Here is a 16,143-nt window from a genome sequence, read left to right as displayed (position 1 = left end):
CTATGCTGTACGATCTCTTCAAAAAAGTACTTTTTATTTTTTTGATATCTGCTTTTGTTTTTATCCCCGCGCAAAACAGCGCAGGGATCAGTTTGGATATCCGCAACGAATCCAGAGCAGATAAAGGAAATATTGTAGATCTTACTTTAGTTTTGAAAAATGAAGGGAACCATTCTTTTAAGGGAAAAATTGAAATTAATACACCATCCGGTTTCAGAAGTATTTCAGGAAACAAAATTGAAGTGGCTATGAATTCCGGTGACAATCTGTTTTTACCTGTAAAAATATTGGTGAATAACAATGCCGGTGCTGGAGAATCTCAAATTATTTTTAAGCTTACGGACTCACAAAATACGATCGTTGTACAAAAACAGATAGCTTATACGATCGCTGAAAACAATGCGATGCGGATATCCGCAGAAGTTCCTGTGGTTTACATGAACAACACTAACGATTCTATTGAAGTAAGAGCGAGAGTTTCCAATCTGGGGAATAAAAAACAGAATGTTAGTGTCGTTTTTAAAATTCCGGAAATTTCTCAGGGAAGTGTTTTCATAGAAAAAACGGGAAATATAGGGGTTCAAAAAGACTCTGTGTTTGTATTTCGCTTTTTGCCTTCTAAAATATTGATGCGGAGTTCCCAGTTTACAGTTAATATTGCAGGCTTCAGGGAACCGGATAAAGAAATATTCGGAAATGCATCGGTTTCAGTTCAGAATATATCTTCGACCCAGCGTTACCAGAATATACAATCTGATATGTTTTCAAATTTCACTACGAACAGCATCACCGCAAGTTACAGACATGTCGGTGAAAATCTTGATATGTACCAGTTAATGGGATCAGGGGGATTTAACCTTCCATCAGGATACATTTTTATCAGAGGGAATATCTACACGATGAATAACCAAAGTGATCCTATTATCAATAATACCTACATTTCTTATCACCAGGAAAATAATGAATTTACCTTGGGAAATATAAGTAAATTACTGGAACTTTCCCTATTTGGAAGGGGAGCAGAATATGCTTTTACGTCCTCAGATAAAAACAAGAAAATTGAAGTTGGTTTTATTGACCAAAGTTTTAGCCTGATAGAAAGAAATTCATTTTTAAAAAATGGTTATGGCTTTTATGCTAAAGGAATCCTTGGTGCACAGAACGCATCCCATAGTATTTCGGGAACCTATATTTTTAGGAATGATCCTTATGATAAAGCGAAGCATAATTTGTTGGGAACCGATATACAGTATGCCTTTGGTAAGGACTGGAAAATGAATTCCAAAATATACAGTGGGCTCAGCGTTTACGAAGGGATCAATGTGACAAAACCTTCATTAGCTTTGGAATCTCAATATTCAGGAATGATAAAAAAAGTAAATCTGAATGGGAATTATTTTTACAGTACAGATTATTATCCTGGAAACCGGAGGGGTATGCTCCAGATTCAACAAAACTTTTCCACGAATATTTTTAAAGATCACTATGTTTATGCTAATATAACCATAGCCAACTTTTCCCCTAAATTCTATTTTTACAATAATACTTTGAAGTCTGATAACATAAGATTGGATACCGGGATCAACTTTCCTAAAAAAGGTGATTTTGGGTTAGGTATCGGATATCAATATCAGGAAGAAAGTTCCAATACCTATAACAATTTTTTTAATGTACCCGGAAACCAAGAGTCAAAACAGCTGAAAGCACAAAGGCTTACAGAGTATATCACATGGTCTAGCCCCAATAAAAAGCATTCTTCTGTCATAGGAATAGAAACAGGGCTTGTTAATTACCCTAATATTATTCATCCTGAATATCAGATGAAAATCAGTGGGAATTATAATTATAAATGGCTGAATTTAAGTTGCATTTATCAGTATGGAAGTTATTTTCTTTCTGAATATGCTTTTTCAAAAATGGTAAATACAAATAATTCTTATGAAAAACTTTCCCTTTCTGCTTTCGTCAATAAGAGTTTTTTTAGTGAAAAAGTAAATTTAACTTCAGGAATCTCGTATACCAACGATGTCTTATACGGAAAATCACCTTCCGGTTTTATAAACCTTAAATATTCGAAAGAACGTTACGGCATCTATCTTAATTCTTCATGGTTTAATTATTCTTCAAACAGTTTCAATAATAATCTTCTGACAGTTGAAGTTGGTGTTAGTTTAAATTTTCAGACTACTGCGCTTGATCCAGGTAAAAAAGGGGAGATAAAAGCTTTTGTATATTATGATCATAACAATAACAACCTCTATGATGAAGGAGATAAAGAGGCAAAAGATTATTTGATTATGCTTAATAATACTTCCTTCAGGACGAATAAGGAAGGAAATATTGTTTACAAATCGATTCCATTTGGAAAATATACCTTAAAACAGATTATCCAACAAGGCTGGTATTATGATGAAGCAGAATTTGAAGTCAGTAAACACCATCACTTTTTAGAAATTCCGCTTCATCAAAACGGAACTTCCAGAGGAAAAGTAATCTACGAGTTTGACACAAAAACAGCAATGGAATTCAATCCTAAAATTGGAGGGATCATTTTTAATATTTACCGTAATGATCAGTTCTTACAGCGTGTTATTACCGATGACAATGGGGAATTTGTATCCTTTTTAGAATCGGGTAATTACAAAATGGAGCTTAATGTGAATTCATTACCTGTGAATACTTACTGTGAGCGTATAAGCTCGGATTTTAAAGTGGAAGTAGGAAAAATAATCAATCTTGAACCGTTTATTATTAAAGTAAAAGAGAAAAACATTCGCGTTAAGAAGTTGGTAACTAAATGTCTGTCAGAAAAGTGATTATTGCTCGAGAAAGTAATTGAGCTACAATATCAGCAGAAATTTTAAAATAATCTTTTACAAAATATTATCTTTGTCCATAGTAAACAGTTAAAATGATGAAAAAAATAATATTTCTGGTTTCTGCGGTTCTTATATTAAACTCTTGCGTGGTATCTACTGCGGCCAAAGTAGTAAAAGGAGCTGTAAATGTAAGCTATAAAGCAGTAAAGGGAACTGTAAATGGAATTAGCTGGGCAGTAAGCAAAGCAAAAGGGAAAATTGATGAAGACCGTATAGATGGTACCTGGAAGGTGGTAGGAGCTTACCGTGGTTCTTTTGAAGATTTTACAAAAGATCAGAATCCTGAAAGTTCATTTACTTCAGACTGTGTCGACAGTTTCGATCAGATTATTTTTAAAGCTAAAAGATCAAAATTTAAACCGGTACATTGCAGTTCTGATAAGGATGAGGATTGGGTAAAATATTCAATGGAGTTTGGAAAAAACCCTATAACAAAAGAAAAGGAAAACTATATAGAATATAATTCCAATAATTATCTTTCGGTTATTGATGTTAATAATAAAACAATGGTTCTGGAGGGAAATCTGATGCCTAAACTGGCATTTTCAGGGGCTAAATTATATCTTTTAGAAAAAGTAAAATAGAGCTCTGTCTGATATGAAAAATAGTGGTTTGTTATCTGCAAAAGGAATTTTTATTGCAGCTTTTCTTTCTTTAAATACAGTATTTTACGCTCAGAAAACAGAAGATATTTCAACGATTTCCGAAAAAACATTAACCAGTATTCTTGATAAAAACAGGGCGTACTATTCTCAGGGTAAAGTAGCTGATTATATTCCTGAATTGGGAAAAATGGATGCCAAAGCAATTGCGTTCTCAGTGGTTGATAAAAATGGTAAAGTACTTAATAGTGGTGATGTAAGCAAGAAATTTACCATGCAGAGTATTTCAAAGATCATTGCCTTAATGATTGCTGTGAATGAAAGAGGAGAAGCGAATGTTTTTGATAAAATAGGATACTTCGGATCTGAACAGCCTTTTAATCATTTTTCAAACCTTGAAACAACAGGTAAACCACTTAATCCAATGATGAATGCGGGAGCCATTCGGACGACTTCTTTAATTTCAGGAGAAGGCGAAAAGCCATTTCTTAAAGTGTTGGATTTGGTAAGATATATAACCAAAAATCAGGCAATTGATTACAGCAGATCTGTTTTTGAATCCGAAAAGTCTACTGGAAATCGTAACCGAGGTATGTTTTATCTGATGAAAAATAACGGATTGATTTCTGGAAATGAAGATCAGCTGGATAATTACTTCAAGCAGTGTTCCATTGAACTGACAGCTGAAGATCTTGCTAAAATAGGCTACTTCTTTGCTAATGAATGTACCAGGTTTGATGGAGATTCTAAATATAAAAATAAAGAAACCGCAAGATTGATAGAATCACAAATGCTTACTGCCGGAATGTATGAATTCAGCGGTGAATATTCCCGAACTGTGGGTCTCCCGAGTAAGTCTGGTGTTGGAGGTGGCATTACAGTAAGTGTTCCCGGTAAAATGGGGATTGGTGTTTTTAGTCCGGCTTTAGATCAACACGGAAATTCATTAGCGGGCTATCACATGATCCTAGACTTTGTGAAAGCATATGATTTAAGTATATTTTAAAAATATTTTAGCCAATAGGTGCTAGTTATGGGTTGTACCGATTTTATTTTTAATGCAAAGAAGAAGTTTGGTAACGCTTATTTAAGATCGCAAAGATTTTAAACACTAAGCTATTTTAAGCACCAGAATGCCGCATAAAAGATCACATCAGTTTATCAAAAATCTTTGAATTTTTATATCTACAAGCTTAATAAGCGAAGCCATCTTTGCTAGCTTAAATAAAACAGTAGAATCACAAAAACTTTGTGTTTAAAAAAGTCCTTTCTTTTAAAATATTGTTTTTCATTAGCCCGGGATTTTGATGTAAATCCAATTTACCTGTTTTCTATTTCAAGAATCTTTTTTCCGTCTTCTCCCAAGTAATGAATAATTAGTTTCTCATATATTTTTTGTCCTTCATCTACATTAGTAAATATGAGAATTCCCTTTCCGGAATTGGGCAGTAAAAAAGCAATGCATCGTGTACCGGGATCAGATCCGCTGTGCGATAAGGCATAGTTACCATTTCCTAAATCATACATTGCAAAGCCTAATCCGAAATAAAGATCGCCCTTTACTTTTACCTGTTTTTTGACCATTTCCTGAAAAATTTCAGGTTTCAGGCTTTTACCTTTCATCACACTAATCAGGAAATTTCCATAGTCTTCTACAGTAGTATGAAGGTCATCTGCAGCATTAGCTGTTTCCCTTTTTTCTGTTGGATAAGGCTGTCCTTCTTTATTATAGCCAATGGCGAATCTTGACTCATTGATATTTTGATCCCAAATGTAATTGGTGTCATTCATTTTGAGAGGTTGGAAAATCAATTCCTGAGCGAGTTGATCCAAAGATTTTTGAAATTTTTTTTCAAGTGCTTTTCTTAGGTATTCAAAGCCTTCTCCCGAATATTGACATTTTGTACCGGGATCAAACTGAAAATTCAGTTTTTTATCAGTGTTCATCCATCTCCAGTTTGGGAAACCTGTCTGGTGGCTCAGAATTATTCGGGTGGTCAGTTTTTTATGTCTTGGATCATTTGCAAGATCTGGATCTACCCAGTACTGATCAAGGGGTTCGTCCAGTTTCCATTTTCCCAGGCTTATCAGACGTAATGCAACCATTGCTGTTACTGGTTTGGTGAGTGAAGCTACATTAAAATAGGTGTTATTGGGTGCTGAAATACCTTTTTTTATCTCACCAAAGACCTTTACCTCTTTTAGTTTGCCGTCCTCAATAATACCTAATCCCAGAGTTGGAATTTTATTTTCTTTTAGCCAATTTTCGATGGACGGGTCATTACTAAAGATCATTTCATCATTATTTGTAGTTTTTTTCTCTGATTGTGCATAGATATTATTGATGGAAACAACTAATAATAAAAAGATGTATTGGATATACTTTGTCATTGCTAAATTTTTGACAAAGATTATATTTTTATATATTTTCGCTTTAAAAATGAGCCCGACAAAAACCCGACAAAGTCCTGACAGGAATTATATCATATTGAATTTCAGTTTATAGTAAAGTTTTTTATATCTGTCAATTTCTGCAGCATTTCTAAGAATAATAAATACATTGGAAAGAACTATTGCGATCATAATGATCAATGTAAACTGTCTCCCCAATTTTAAAAAGATTCCCAACATAAATACAATCGGAGCGAATACGGTCCATAGAATCTGAACAGAAATGATTTGTTTGGCGATACTGTTTCTTTGCTTCATGGTGAACATGAGTATCAGTGGAACCAATACATTAATTGGTGGTACTACAATAAACAGAAGTGATGAAAGGTTGATTATTTTTATCAGGGAATAATTGATGTCAGGTTGTTCTTCTTTTAATTCTGTATTTACATCATCTTTTTCAATGATGACCTCTGTATCCTGTAATAAATCTTCCCGTATCTCTAATGCTTTTGCCAGTGCTCTTAGTGTGTGTCCTTTTGGTTCGGTTCCGGACTCTATTCGCTGAATAGTACGTACAGAAATTCTTGATTTTTCTGATAACTCTTCCTGTGTCAGATTTTTATTTTCTCTAAGGGCCTTTAATTTAGACATAGCGCTGGTTATTCTACTGAGGTATTTTTTAGTTGATTTTCGAGGGCTAATTTACATTTTTTTCAATAGTAAAAACAGAATCAGCAGCACGGGAAAAATATAAATATAAAAATTGATTCACATGAATAAAATAAATGTAATTTTATTCAAATGATTCATATCAAACTTTTATTAATTATTTAATTATCATTTTTTTATGAATCTACACCAATCAATATTTTTATGGAAAGTACTTCAATCTCTAAACCCGAGACCAGAAAGAATGTTGCTCTTTATCTGGGCTTAACTTTACTTTTTTGTCTGCCTGTTTATTATATGTGCATCCGTACCGGAAAACTCGGCGGTGGAGCCGTATCTTATGCTACAATAGTTATGTGGTGTCCTGCTATAGCAGCATTGCTTACCTGTCGTTTAAGAGGAATTCCTATTTCCTCATTGGGTTGGAAGTGGGGACTTACGAAATATCAGCTCTTAGCTTATTGTATTCCCCTTTTATATGCTCTTGTTCCTTACCTGGTTATCTGGATCAGTGGAGCCGGTGGTTTTTATAATCATGAATTTGTAGCAGAAATAGGTAAAGGAATGGGATGGGACCTACCGGATGGGATGGTCATTGTCCTTTATGTTTTACTGATGAGCAGCTTTGGGATGGTTCGCTCTGTAGGTTCTGCTTTAGGTGAGGAAATTGGATGGCGTGGTTTTCTGACACCACAATTGGCTAAGATCAATTCATATACCGGTACCTCATTGTGGATGGGAGTGGTATGGTCTCTTTACCATTATCCACTTCTTCTTTTTTCAAACTACAATACAGGTGGTCCTAAATGGTTGGCCCTTACCAGTTTTACAGTAATGATCTTTGCCTGTTGTTTCATCTTTACATGGTTCCGGTTAAAGTCCGGAAGCCTCTGGACTGCAGCGATCCTTCATGCCAGTCATAATCTCTTTATACAGTCAATATTTACACCACTTACAGTAGATAAAGGGCATACGAATTATTATATGGATGAATTTGGTATAGCGGTACCTATTGCAACGGTCATCGTTGCCTATTATTTCTGGCGAAGAAGAAAAGAGTTGCCGGAACAAAGGAATGAAACCCCTGTATCACAAACCACCATTACGACTTAAGACCATCAAGGATTTTATCGGATTTTTCCTTAATCCATAATAAAAATAAACAGCGCTCTGTGATGGAGCGCTGTTTCTCATAGAAGGGTAAAAAGCATTATCTTCCTAGCAATCTATATATTGGTCCTCCTATTTTTCTTGCAAAATAGGTAAGTGATCCTCTTGTGCGTGTTGCTCCCATAATAGCATTTTGAAGGGCTAATTCAAACTCTTCATCAGTTATGGAATCTCTTCCAGCAGCTATGGTTGCTATATTTTTTGCAATAAGTTCATCAATGTCCGAATGTCCCTCCCTTAAAAATTGTGAATAGAATAATCCAAAAGGAGAAAGATGGGCCCGGGCATCATCTTGTCTCTGATTCCTTAGACCATTAATTTGTCTGAATGTGTCAAGATGCTGTTCGATATTGTTGCCTGCATTATTGTCCATACCGTGAATTCCACCTCCTGTCAAAAAAGCAGCACTGTTATCTGCAAGAAGAACATAACGCTTATACCGTTGGTAAAAATCATAAATGGTAGAGGGAATGATAGTTGCCGCTGCAGTACCACCAATGGTGGCAATCCATCCCCATAAGGATGTTGGCAAATAAGCAGTGGCTGTTTCTAAAAGTTGTTTGTAATTTGGCATATGGTTATATTTTTTAATAATGATCTGTAGTATAGGATCTAACTTTTTAAATGATAGACTTGTATCACAAATTTCAAATTAAAATTTTTGGTATTACACAGGGTAAACATCCATTTTTGGAAATTGGGGGTTTACCCTTATTTTAAAAATGAAAAAGAATATGAATCATTTTTTTGAAAGAAATTTAAACAAAAAAAGTGAGCCTATTGGCTCACCTTCAAAGTATAAATGATATAATTGAAAAGGATTTTTAATTCTAAAAGCTAAGACCTGGCCACTTGCTGAGAATAGCATCGGAAGGAGAGACAAAGGCCTGATCTCCGGAAACTGTTGACCCACCAAGTATGCCTACCAATAGAGAACCATTTGTTGTAAAGACAGCTGATCCGGAATCTCCTGAATTGGAAAAACGTCCTGATCTCCCTCTTACCATGGTCAGATTGGTGGCAATTACCTCTGTTCCATCAAAATTGTCAAGTCTTAGTGACGTTGTGATGCTTGTAATATCTCCTGTGGTAACTTCTGTAGTAATCCCACTTTTATAAACTTCTTCACCGATGATAGATGCGTTGATTACTGCAAACCCTCCAATCACATTTCCTATGCCATACACTTTTCCTATAGTAGCATTTCTAAACCATCCTTTTCTTGCAATGGCACAGTCTAGCCATGCGCTGATGGTTGATGAGCCTCTTTGAAAAGAAACATTTTCGTGATAATAGCTCTTTAAAGCAGCACAATCATGGCAGTAGTCTAAAGTGGTTTCCCATTTTGACTGTTGACATACATCGGCATCCAATTTTGTGGTAGTACCTACCAGTACATGGGCACAGGTCATCATATAAGGATTGTCATCATTCTTTTTATTGACCATTACCCCTAAAGTTCCATTACCTCTTATTTCTCTTCCACCATGCATGAGTGCACCATTGGCTGAAATGCTGATTCCTCCGATCAATGGATCGGTCTTCTCATTACGGGTAGCTTCGATGACGGGATTAGGTTCAGCTAAAGTATTAGGTTGAACATCAAGCTCAATAACATCTGTCGGATATCCTGAAATGGTGGCCGGAATCGGGTTCGATACTTTTGTTAGCGGAAGTTTCTTTTTTACACCAAAAGTATAGCTCAATTGATGGGTAAGTTCATCATTAACGGTTTTCAGGGAAACGCCAACAGAAGTTATTTCAGGTCTTTTGAAGTATTCCTCAATAAGGTCAGGTAGTTTTGCAGCCATTACATCATGTAATGCCAGCTCTTCGTTACTTAGTTTCATGATTTTGGTTTTTAATTGGGTTGGTTGATGGGATGATATGACCAGTATCAAAATTCGGAACAGCTTTTTTGATGCTGTCCCGAATTTTAATGATCTTCACTAAAAGTGAGTGTTAGTTCAGTTTGATCGTTCCTGATGAAGGAGCCCCACCACCTGATGGAGGCGGACCACCGGCTGAAGCCTGATCAGCTAACATACGGTATTGTGATGTTCCTTTTTCAGTGCTGATAGATCCTGAAACGGTATATAAATAAAGGTCTCCAGAAACAGAATAATCATTCGCAGAATTATTAACATAGAAGTCAATTTTTACTGATGACATGTTTTTTGCCTTTTCAAGGAATGCATTCATTAAAGTAGTGATCTGCGCTTCAGTAAGGCCTTTAGATTTCATTGAATCCTTTGTTTTTTCATAAGAAGCAGAAGCACCACCACCGCCAAAGAACCAGGTCCAAACGGATAGGTTGGCACTGGCCGATGTTTTCTCATATTCTTTAACTTCTTCTTGGTAAGATGCTTCCAGCATACCCAGTGCCAGGTTATTAAGATCTTTTACATCCTGACTTGATAAAGCAGATATCTGAAGCGTTGCTGTGATTCTTCCTTCAGTGTGTGCAGGAATGGTATAGGAAAGTCCTGTAAGCTGTCCCTGTCCTGATACTTCGATTGAATACGATTCTTTTGCTTCTCCTTTTAGATCTGAAACAATAGGTTCAAAAGGGTCGCTGAAACCCACTCCGGTTTTGATAATTTCAATAGTGTCCATGGTTTTGTTTTTTTGGTTAATTGTTATTCTTTTATGAAAAGGCTTTTTTGACTTGGCCTGTGTTTTACTCTGATTGAACAATTCAAAGTAACAAACAAAAAGAAGTGAATTTTAGAGTAGAAATAACCAAATAAGATGGTCCGTAGAAATACTTATGAATTATAATTATCTGAATATTAATTATTTGAATTTAATATTATGCTGCCGGGAATTTCCTTTTTGAATTCCAGTTCTGCTGCATACTGAAGGGTGATTTTTATAGACAGCATACCTCTGGAGACTGTTTTTCTATAGTTATATTATACTTGTAGTATAGGCATTTTTCAGAATTATATGATAAAAGGAAAGACGTAAAGTTGTAAAATTAATTTAAGGATTAATTTTTGTAGGTAAGGTCATTGATGAGCTTCTGAACTCCGAAGCATTGGTTCCGGAATACATTTTAAAAAACCGACTAAAATGAGCCGAGCTTTCAAATCCAAGTTCATAGGCAATTTCTTTTACCGATTTATCCGAATAATGGAGATAACGTTTCGCCTCTAAAATAATTCTGCTTTGTATTAATTTTGATGGAGCAGGTTGTTTTAGAATAGCAAAAATATTACTCAGTGTTTTTGGAGATTTATTGAGTGCAGCTGCATAGAAATTAACACCATGTTCATTCTTAAAGTTTCCCTCAAGAACCAACATGAATTTTCTTACAATATCCATTTTTTCATCAGGAAACTGCTGATAGCTCTCACATTGCTGTTTCGCGATACGTGTTGTTTTAATGATAAGCTGTTTAAGTAGTGTTCGCAGCATTTCTCCCTGAAAATTATCACTTGACTTCCATTCATCATGAAATAATTTTTCAAGCTGGATCATTGCCTTTTTCTCTACTGTACCCAGTTTAATAAACATTGGGTGCTGTATTCCATAAAATAGAAAACCAACGCATCCAACTTCCGTATCATGGTCTACAATGCAATAAAATTCGCGATTAAACTGCCATGCGATAAGTTGATCCGGATGTTCAAAAACAAAATGAAGACTGGCAACTAATGGTAATATAGAAGCTTCGGGCATGGTATACTCGATTTCATCTATGGTTACCGTTTTCGCTTCACCTTTATTGTACACAAAAGTATTTATCGGAACCGGTATGCCATTCCGTAATCCAATCCCTTTTAGATCCTCATTGTTTATATGCATGATAAAACGGGCGAGGGTTGATTTTTCTTCGTATTTCCGGATCATTTTTTTCCTTTGGTAAATTATTTAAACTGTCATACCGATGACTTAAAATTAACTATTTTTTTGCGATCGCCTGTTGTCCCAGTTCAATCAGATTTTTACCGTCTACATATCCTATCTGCTTTAATGCCATCTTACCATCTGGTTTAAAGAAAATCAAGGAAGGGTAGGAGTTGATCATCCATTCTTTAGCAAGCGGAATGCCTTCTCCTTTTTCCATATCTACGGTATAATTAATGAAGTTCTTATTAAAATATGCTGCAGCGGTTTTATCTTTAAAGGTTGTTGACTTTAATAATTTACAGGGACCACACCAACTCGTGTAGGCATCGACAAAGATATATTTGCCACTTTTCATTGCCTCAGCAGTTACTTCCTTCCAGCTGCTGTTTTTGAAACTGATTTCCTCTTTTTGTATCATGTTTTTAGCTGCTTTTTGTTGTGCCTGAACATGCAATGAAGTGAGCATCAGAAAGAATAATGAAGCAACTATGCCGGTTGTTTTTATTTGTCGTATTGGATTTTTCATCTGAATTAAATTTTTACAATTTATTAGGAGAAAATTGGACACTTTTTGAATGTCCAATTGTTAGGTATCTTTTATTAATAATCAGTTTCGTTTACTGAAGATTTACCTTTATTATATTTGAAATAGCAGGCAATGTGGTAAATGCATTTGGGTTTGGAACCTCTTGTATAGGTTTACTTTCCGTTAATGGCGTACCTGCTAAATTAAATTGAGTGATTCCGGCACCGGGAAACTGATTAAGTGCTGTTCCGTTATCGTATAGAGCGATTGAAGATGAAATATCTCCTTTCTGAGTTGCATCTATACCACTTCCTTTTGTTGCAAAAAACCAGTCATTGGAGAAACCATACATGGTGGCAATGGCAATTTTATCACCAGGTGTTACATTAAGCTGTTGGGAAACTTTACCTCCGGACTGGCCTGCAATTTTTGGTAGTAATACCGTAGAACCTGCTGCCGGAAGAACATAAACCTGTTTAACTCCCTGAACTTTCTTTAAATATTCCGCTAATATACTGGCATCTCCTTTTTGAGCCAGTTCTTTTAATCCCTGTCCTTTGTCATTTTCTCCGGTTTTATAAATCGGGTTATCGATTCCATTGTAAACGACCACTAATATTGGAGAAAGTGGAGTGAAAATTCCTGTTTGTCCTTTGATATAATTTCCCAGATCCATAGGGTCACCGGCTTCAGCAATTTTGGTTAAACCGTTAACAGAAGGACTTCCTTTTTTATAAAGAGGCGCTGGATTAAGAAGATTTCCACCTGCAATATATGAAATAGCCCATACTCCCGGACTGAAGGGGGTTGGATTGGAGGTATTACCCGATGTATTGGTAATGGTTATTGTAGGGATCGATTCTTAAAGACTTGAAAGAGTAATTGTTGTTGCCAATAATATAATCTGTTTTATTATCGATGCTGTTACTTTTTAAATGATCTAAGTTCTGACTGTCTTTATGGAGGATAAATTCGAGAAATGCTTTCTCAGCATTTTGTTTAAGTTTTATGGTATTGGCTTCTGTCTTAGGTGTTGAATTTATTTTACCAAGATCATAATTGATTAAAAAATCAACCTCTTTTCTGAATTTTTCCAGTTCCTTAACCTGGCCGAATGAATAGGAGCTCAGCAATAGCGCTCCAAGAAATAAAGACTTAAGTTTCATGTTTTAGTTTTTCAATAAGGTTCTAAATATATTAAAATTATGGAACTATTACTTTAAATAAAAAAGAAACCCGAAGGCTTCTCTTTATATTTTAATTGCTTAAAACAGGAATCAAATGTTCCCAATTCAGCTGTCTTGCATAGTCGAGTGCTGTTTTTCCGTTCTTGGCTTTTGCATTCTTATCAGCACCGGCTTCCAGTAAGATTTTTATTGAAGTTAAATTTCCAGCAATTGTTTCTCTGTGAAGAAGTGTAAATCCATTTTCGTCTGCATAATTCATCTCATCAGGATAATCTTTTAAAAACTGGACAAAATTTTCCTTGGAGTTTCTACTCATTGGATGTTCGATGAGGTTTTCGGGTTGTTCTTTCTGCCCATGAACGATTTCAATGTCGTTATAATCTCCAAAATCCAGTCCCCATGCTTTGTCATGTTCTTTTCTTTCTGAAACTGACATATCAGAACGCATCTTCTGAATGGTAAAACCACCATAAGCTTTTGGTAAAGGTTCTGCTGAAGATGAGAAAAGTTTGGAGAGACCTTTGGGTTTTGGGGTCATTGGGGTCATGGCAAAAAGCCAGTCACTGATTTCATTTAAAGGGACATCCACATAATCACCGACTTCTATATTGGTAAGGTCATTGGGTTGGTTGATCAAGATTCCTTTTACACGATCACCATCGAAATCAATTTCATTAAGCCACATATGTTCTACGATTGGCTCATCAGAATCTGGGTTTTCCTGAGAAAAAGCAGCTTTTACACAAGAAACATTAAGTCCCGGAATAATTCTGTTATACTCCCAGGATTGTTCTCTCCAGAAGTATTTAAAAGTTTCCTGAGCCTTTTTATAGGCTTCAATCATTTTCGGATCGCTTCCGTCTGCAAAAAAAACGGTACTGTTTTCCATTGTATCTAAAATATTTTGTGATTAAGGTTAAAAGAAAGAATCGGAATAAGTTGCTGAAAAGCATTACAAACACTTATAAAGCCGAACTATTTAATGGACTAAAATACGAAAAATAGTACTTGATGGTTTGGGATTTATGATAAAATTTTCTTAAAAAACGAGACTAGATGTAGTTTTATATTGAGCAATGTTAATAAATATTTGGCAAAGCTGGTGTAAGAAATTTTTAAAATACCTAAAATTGCACATTGAAATCTGAAGGTTAAATAAAAGGAGAAAAGTTAAATGGGAATAGTAAAGAAGTTGTTTTTTTTAATGTTGATTGGTGCTTCAAGTTTAATCTTATCACAGACTAAAGCGAAAGTAATAGGTGTCAAAGATGGAGACACTATTTTGGTTCTTGACCAAAATAATAATCAAACCACATTACGCCTTGCAGAAGTAGATTGTCCCGAGAAAGGACAGCCATTTGGAAAAAATGCCAAGCAGTTCACGAGTGATCTTGTTTATGGTAAACAAATCCAATATTACAAAACCAATTCTGACCGATATGGTAGAATAATAGCTAAAGTGTATTTTAATAATGACCAGTATCTCTCTGAAAAAATTATAAAAGAAGGTTTTGGATGGTGGTATTATCAATATTCTGATAACCAGAATTTAGGGGTATTAGAATCTAAAGCAAGATCTCTTAAATTAGGACTTTGGTCGGGTAGTGGAACTGTTTCACCTTGGGAATGGAGAAAAGCAAAAAGAGCAGCTTATCAAGAGAGAAAAGCAAAAGCTAAACTATCATCAATCTCGTTAAAGGAAATTTCAAAGTAAATTGACTGATTTCAATTTTAAGTTGTCTTACTAAAGAATGTTTTTTGAAGGTTAAACATCCTTTATAAAGTCTTCATACTCATAATAAAATCTTTCGAAACCATCCATTTTTTCAACAAAAAATTCGAAAATATCACTCCAGGTGTTTTTATTAAAGATGGAAACGTTATGTTTTTCGATCCAGATTTTACTGATCACTTTTCCGTTATCTAAAGTGAAATATTCATCTTTATTGAACTCGCCTACATAATCTTTAAGAATGTCCTCCAAAGACCATATCTTCTCATAATACGCGTTCCTAAAGATTTCATCCTTCATTTCAATATCCAGAGAAACTTCAGCTTTTTTATTATCTGCATTAAATTTAAATGCAAAGTCTTTCACTTTTGTATCATATAACATCCATTTTCTTGGAAACGACTTACCAAAAGCCGTCCAAAACTCCTTCTTTAGCTGCTGTGCTTCTTGTTTACTGAACATAAAACAAACTTAATGAATTATAAGGAAAAGTGCAAAAGTATAGATATTGAAATCGCAGGATAAGTAATTTAATCCATTTACCTAAATCGGGGGAGATAGTGTATAAATGATTAGAATTATGGGAGTAGAAGTCTTTATTAATGTAACTTAGTACAAGATACATAGTGTCGCTTGTGGTTAAGTAGAGCTTATTACACAATTGAAACTATTTTCTTAAATTTGCTGTAATGTTGTCAAAAAAATCTCAATATGCTTTTAAGGCACTTTCATATCTTGTAGAAAAAAGAAATGAAGGGCCTACGCTTATTTCCGAAATCGCAGAACATAAGAAAATTCCGCTGAAATTTTTGGAAAATATTCTGCTTGAACTAAAAAAATCAAGCATCCTTGATAGTAAGAAAGGAAAGGGTGGTGGATATTTCTTTAAAGAAAACCCTGCCAATGTGACGCTTGCTAAAATTATCCGTTTAGTGAACGGACCTATTGCTATGCTTCCCTGTGTAAGTTTAAATTTCTATGAAAAATGTGATGACTGCAATGAAGATCACTGTGGTCTACACGATGTACTTATCGAAGTTCGGGATGCCTCACTTAGGATCCTTGAAGAAAAAACATTAATGGATTTGATCGACTGATCTGATCCTTTTTTTTGAATTATTAGTCTACA

At 35.0% G+C, this 16,143-nt stretch carries 17 protein-coding genes; 6 read left to right on the top strand and 11 right to left on the bottom strand.

Annotated features, from left to right (window positions below; translation table 11 throughout):
- Positions 1–2: 2 nt before the first annotated feature.
- The 3 genes from J7E44_RS22130 (at position 3) to glsA (ending at position 4,487) form a co-directional block, all read left to right on the top strand.
- Entirely contained in the window at positions 3–2,816 is a 2,814-nt protein-coding gene (locus tag J7E44_RS22130) for a COG1470 family protein (RefSeq protein ID WP_214833884.1), read from the top strand.
- 95 nt (positions 2,817–2,911) lie between these two features.
- Positions 2,912–3,463: a hypothetical protein gene (locus J7E44_RS22125; protein ID WP_251040656.1), complete on the top strand. Its 552-nt coding sequence runs from the start codon at positions 2,912–2,914 to the stop codon at positions 3,461–3,463.
- A 13-nt stretch (positions 3,464–3,476) separates the two neighbouring features.
- On the top strand, positions 3,477–4,487 hold the full coding sequence (glsA, locus tag J7E44_RS22120) for a glutaminase A (RefSeq protein WP_214833881.1): 1,011 nt from the start codon (positions 3,477–3,479) through the stop codon (positions 4,485–4,487).
- A gap of 314 nt (positions 4,488–4,801) precedes the next feature.
- On the opposite strand, the gene J7E44_RS22115 is transcribed toward glsA, so the two are convergent.
- Positions 4,802–5,872 carry a serine hydrolase domain-containing protein gene (locus tag J7E44_RS22115; protein WP_214833878.1) on the bottom strand — a complete coding sequence of 357 codons (1,071 nt, stop codon included), beginning with the start codon at positions 5,870–5,872 and terminating at the stop codon, positions 4,802–4,804.
- A gap of 87 nt (positions 5,873–5,959) precedes the next feature.
- Positions 5,960–6,526 carry a helix-turn-helix domain-containing protein gene (locus J7E44_RS22110; RefSeq protein WP_214833875.1) on the bottom strand — a complete coding sequence of 189 codons (567 nt, stop codon included), beginning with the start codon at positions 6,524–6,526 and terminating at the stop codon, positions 5,960–5,962.
- A gap of 222 nt (positions 6,527–6,748) precedes the next feature.
- Between J7E44_RS22110 and J7E44_RS22105 the strand changes: the two genes are divergently transcribed.
- Positions 6,749–7,657: a CPBP family intramembrane glutamic endopeptidase gene (locus J7E44_RS22105; RefSeq protein ID WP_214833872.1), complete on the top strand. Its 909-nt coding sequence runs from the start codon at positions 6,749–6,751 to the stop codon at positions 7,655–7,657.
- Positions 7,658–7,754: 97 nt separating this feature from the next.
- On the opposite strand, the gene J7E44_RS22100 is transcribed toward J7E44_RS22105, so the two are convergent.
- The 8 genes from J7E44_RS22100 to J7E44_RS22065 all read right to left on the bottom strand — a co-directional run bounded on the left by J7E44_RS22100 (position 7,755) and on the right by J7E44_RS22065 (position 14,171).
- Positions 7,755–8,288 (bottom strand): hypothetical protein, encoded by a 534-nt coding sequence (locus tag J7E44_RS22100; protein WP_214833869.1) that lies wholly within the window; start codon positions 8,286–8,288, stop codon positions 7,755–7,757.
- Positions 8,289–8,544: 256 nt separating this feature from the next.
- Positions 8,545–9,564, bottom strand: a complete 1,020-nt coding sequence (locus J7E44_RS22095; protein WP_214833866.1) for a chymotrypsin family serine protease — start codon at positions 9,562–9,564, stop codon at positions 8,545–8,547.
- 112 nt (positions 9,565–9,676) lie between these two features.
- Positions 9,677–10,330 carry a hypothetical protein gene (locus J7E44_RS22090; protein ID WP_214833863.1) on the bottom strand — a complete coding sequence of 218 codons (654 nt, stop codon included), beginning with the start codon at positions 10,328–10,330 and terminating at the stop codon, positions 9,677–9,679.
- Positions 10,331–10,699: 369 nt separating this feature from the next.
- Complete coding sequence (locus tag J7E44_RS22085) at positions 10,700–11,569, bottom strand: helix-turn-helix transcriptional regulator (protein ID WP_214833860.1); 870 nt, start codon at positions 11,567–11,569, stop codon at positions 10,700–10,702.
- Positions 11,570–11,621: 52 nt separating this feature from the next.
- A complete protein-coding gene (locus tag J7E44_RS22080; protein ID WP_214833857.1) occupies positions 11,622–12,095 on the bottom strand; it encodes a thioredoxin family protein in 474 nt (157 codons plus the stop codon).
- Between the two features lie 91 nt (positions 12,096–12,186).
- Complete coding sequence (locus J7E44_RS22075; protein WP_214833854.1) at positions 12,187–12,771, bottom strand: spondin domain-containing protein; 585 nt, start codon at positions 12,769–12,771, stop codon at positions 12,187–12,189.
- 145 nt (positions 12,772–12,916) lie between these two features.
- On the bottom strand, positions 12,917–13,261 hold the full coding sequence (locus J7E44_RS22070; RefSeq protein WP_214833851.1) for a hypothetical protein: 345 nt from the start codon (positions 13,259–13,261) through the stop codon (positions 12,917–12,919).
- A 91-nt stretch (positions 13,262–13,352) separates the two neighbouring features.
- Entirely contained in the window at positions 13,353–14,171 is an 819-nt protein-coding gene (locus tag J7E44_RS22065) for a DUF2314 domain-containing protein (protein WP_214833848.1), read from the bottom strand.
- A gap of 285 nt (positions 14,172–14,456) precedes the next feature.
- On the opposite strand from J7E44_RS22065, the gene J7E44_RS22060 reads away from it, so the two are divergent.
- The gene (locus J7E44_RS22060; protein ID WP_214833845.1) at positions 14,457–14,996 is read left to right on the top strand and encodes a thermonuclease family protein; all 540 of its coding nucleotides are present in this window, start codon (positions 14,457–14,459) and stop codon (positions 14,994–14,996) included.
- A 51-nt stretch (positions 14,997–15,047) separates the two neighbouring features.
- Here J7E44_RS22060 and J7E44_RS22055 read toward each other — a convergent pair whose 3' ends face one another.
- Complete coding sequence (locus tag J7E44_RS22055; RefSeq protein WP_214833842.1) at positions 15,048–15,476, bottom strand: DUF4268 domain-containing protein; 429 nt, start codon at positions 15,474–15,476, stop codon at positions 15,048–15,050.
- Positions 15,477–15,703: 227 nt separating this feature from the next.
- On the opposite strand from J7E44_RS22055, the gene J7E44_RS22050 reads away from it, so the two are divergent.
- Positions 15,704–16,111, top strand: a complete 408-nt coding sequence (locus tag J7E44_RS22050; RefSeq protein ID WP_214833839.1) for an RrF2 family transcriptional regulator — start codon at positions 15,704–15,706, stop codon at positions 16,109–16,111.
- The last annotated feature ends 32 nt before the right edge of the window (positions 16,112–16,143 follow it).

The organism is Chryseobacterium sp. ISL-6 (assembly GCF_018613715.1).
In the GTDB taxonomy this organism is placed as follows: Bacteria; Bacteroidota; Bacteroidia; order Flavobacteriales; family Weeksellaceae; genus Chryseobacterium; species Chryseobacterium paludis.
The sequence above is the reverse complement of the archived record's forward strand: the minus strand, read 5'-3'. Positions and strand labels throughout refer to the sequence as shown.

Coding starts and splice junctions, on each gene's coding strand:
- J7E44_RS22130 (WP_214833884.1), top strand. CDS start 3: ATGCTGTACGATCTCTTCAAAAAAGTACTTTTTATTTTTTTGATATCT.
- J7E44_RS22125 (WP_251040656.1), top strand. CDS start 2,912: ATGATGAAAAAAATAATATTTCTGGTTTCTGCGGTTCTTATATTAAAC.
- glsA (WP_214833881.1), top strand. CDS start 3,477: ATGAAAAATAGTGGTTTGTTATCTGCAAAAGGAATTTTTATTGCAGCT.
- J7E44_RS22115 (WP_214833878.1), bottom strand. CDS start 5,872: ATGACAAAGTATATCCAATACATCTTTTTATTATTAGTTGTTTCCATC.
- J7E44_RS22110 (WP_214833875.1), bottom strand. CDS start 6,526: ATGTCTAAATTAAAGGCCCTTAGAGAAAATAAAAATCTGACACAGGAA.
- J7E44_RS22105 (WP_214833872.1), top strand. CDS start 6,749: ATGGAAAGTACTTCAATCTCTAAACCCGAGACCAGAAAGAATGTTGCT.
- J7E44_RS22100 (WP_214833869.1), bottom strand. CDS start 8,288: ATGCCAAATTACAAACAACTTTTAGAAACAGCCACTGCTTATTTGCCA.
- J7E44_RS22095 (WP_214833866.1), bottom strand. CDS start 9,564: ATGAAACTAAGTAACGAAGAGCTGGCATTACATGATGTAATGGCTGCA.
- J7E44_RS22090 (WP_214833863.1), bottom strand. CDS start 10,330: ATGGACACTATTGAAATTATCAAAACCGGAGTGGGTTTCAGCGACCCT.
- J7E44_RS22085 (WP_214833860.1), bottom strand. CDS start 11,569: ATGATCCGGAAATACGAAGAAAAATCAACCCTCGCCCGTTTTATCATG.
- J7E44_RS22080 (WP_214833857.1), bottom strand. CDS start 12,095: ATGAAAAATCCAATACGACAAATAAAAACAACCGGCATAGTTGCTTCA.
- J7E44_RS22075 (WP_214833854.1), bottom strand. CDS start 12,771: ATGGATCTGGGAAATTATATCAAAGGACAAACAGGAATTTTCACTCCA.
- J7E44_RS22070 (WP_214833851.1), bottom strand. CDS start 13,261: ATGAAACTTAAGTCTTTATTTCTTGGAGCGCTATTGCTGAGCTCCTAT.
- J7E44_RS22065 (WP_214833848.1), bottom strand. CDS start 14,171: ATGGAAAACAGTACCGTTTTTTTTGCAGACGGAAGCGATCCGAAAATG.
- J7E44_RS22060 (WP_214833845.1), top strand. CDS start 14,457: ATGGGAATAGTAAAGAAGTTGTTTTTTTTAATGTTGATTGGTGCTTCA.
- J7E44_RS22055 (WP_214833842.1), bottom strand. CDS start 15,476: ATGTTCAGTAAACAAGAAGCACAGCAGCTAAAGAAGGAGTTTTGGACG.
- J7E44_RS22050 (WP_214833839.1), top strand. CDS start 15,704: ATGTTGTCAAAAAAATCTCAATATGCTTTTAAGGCACTTTCATATCTT.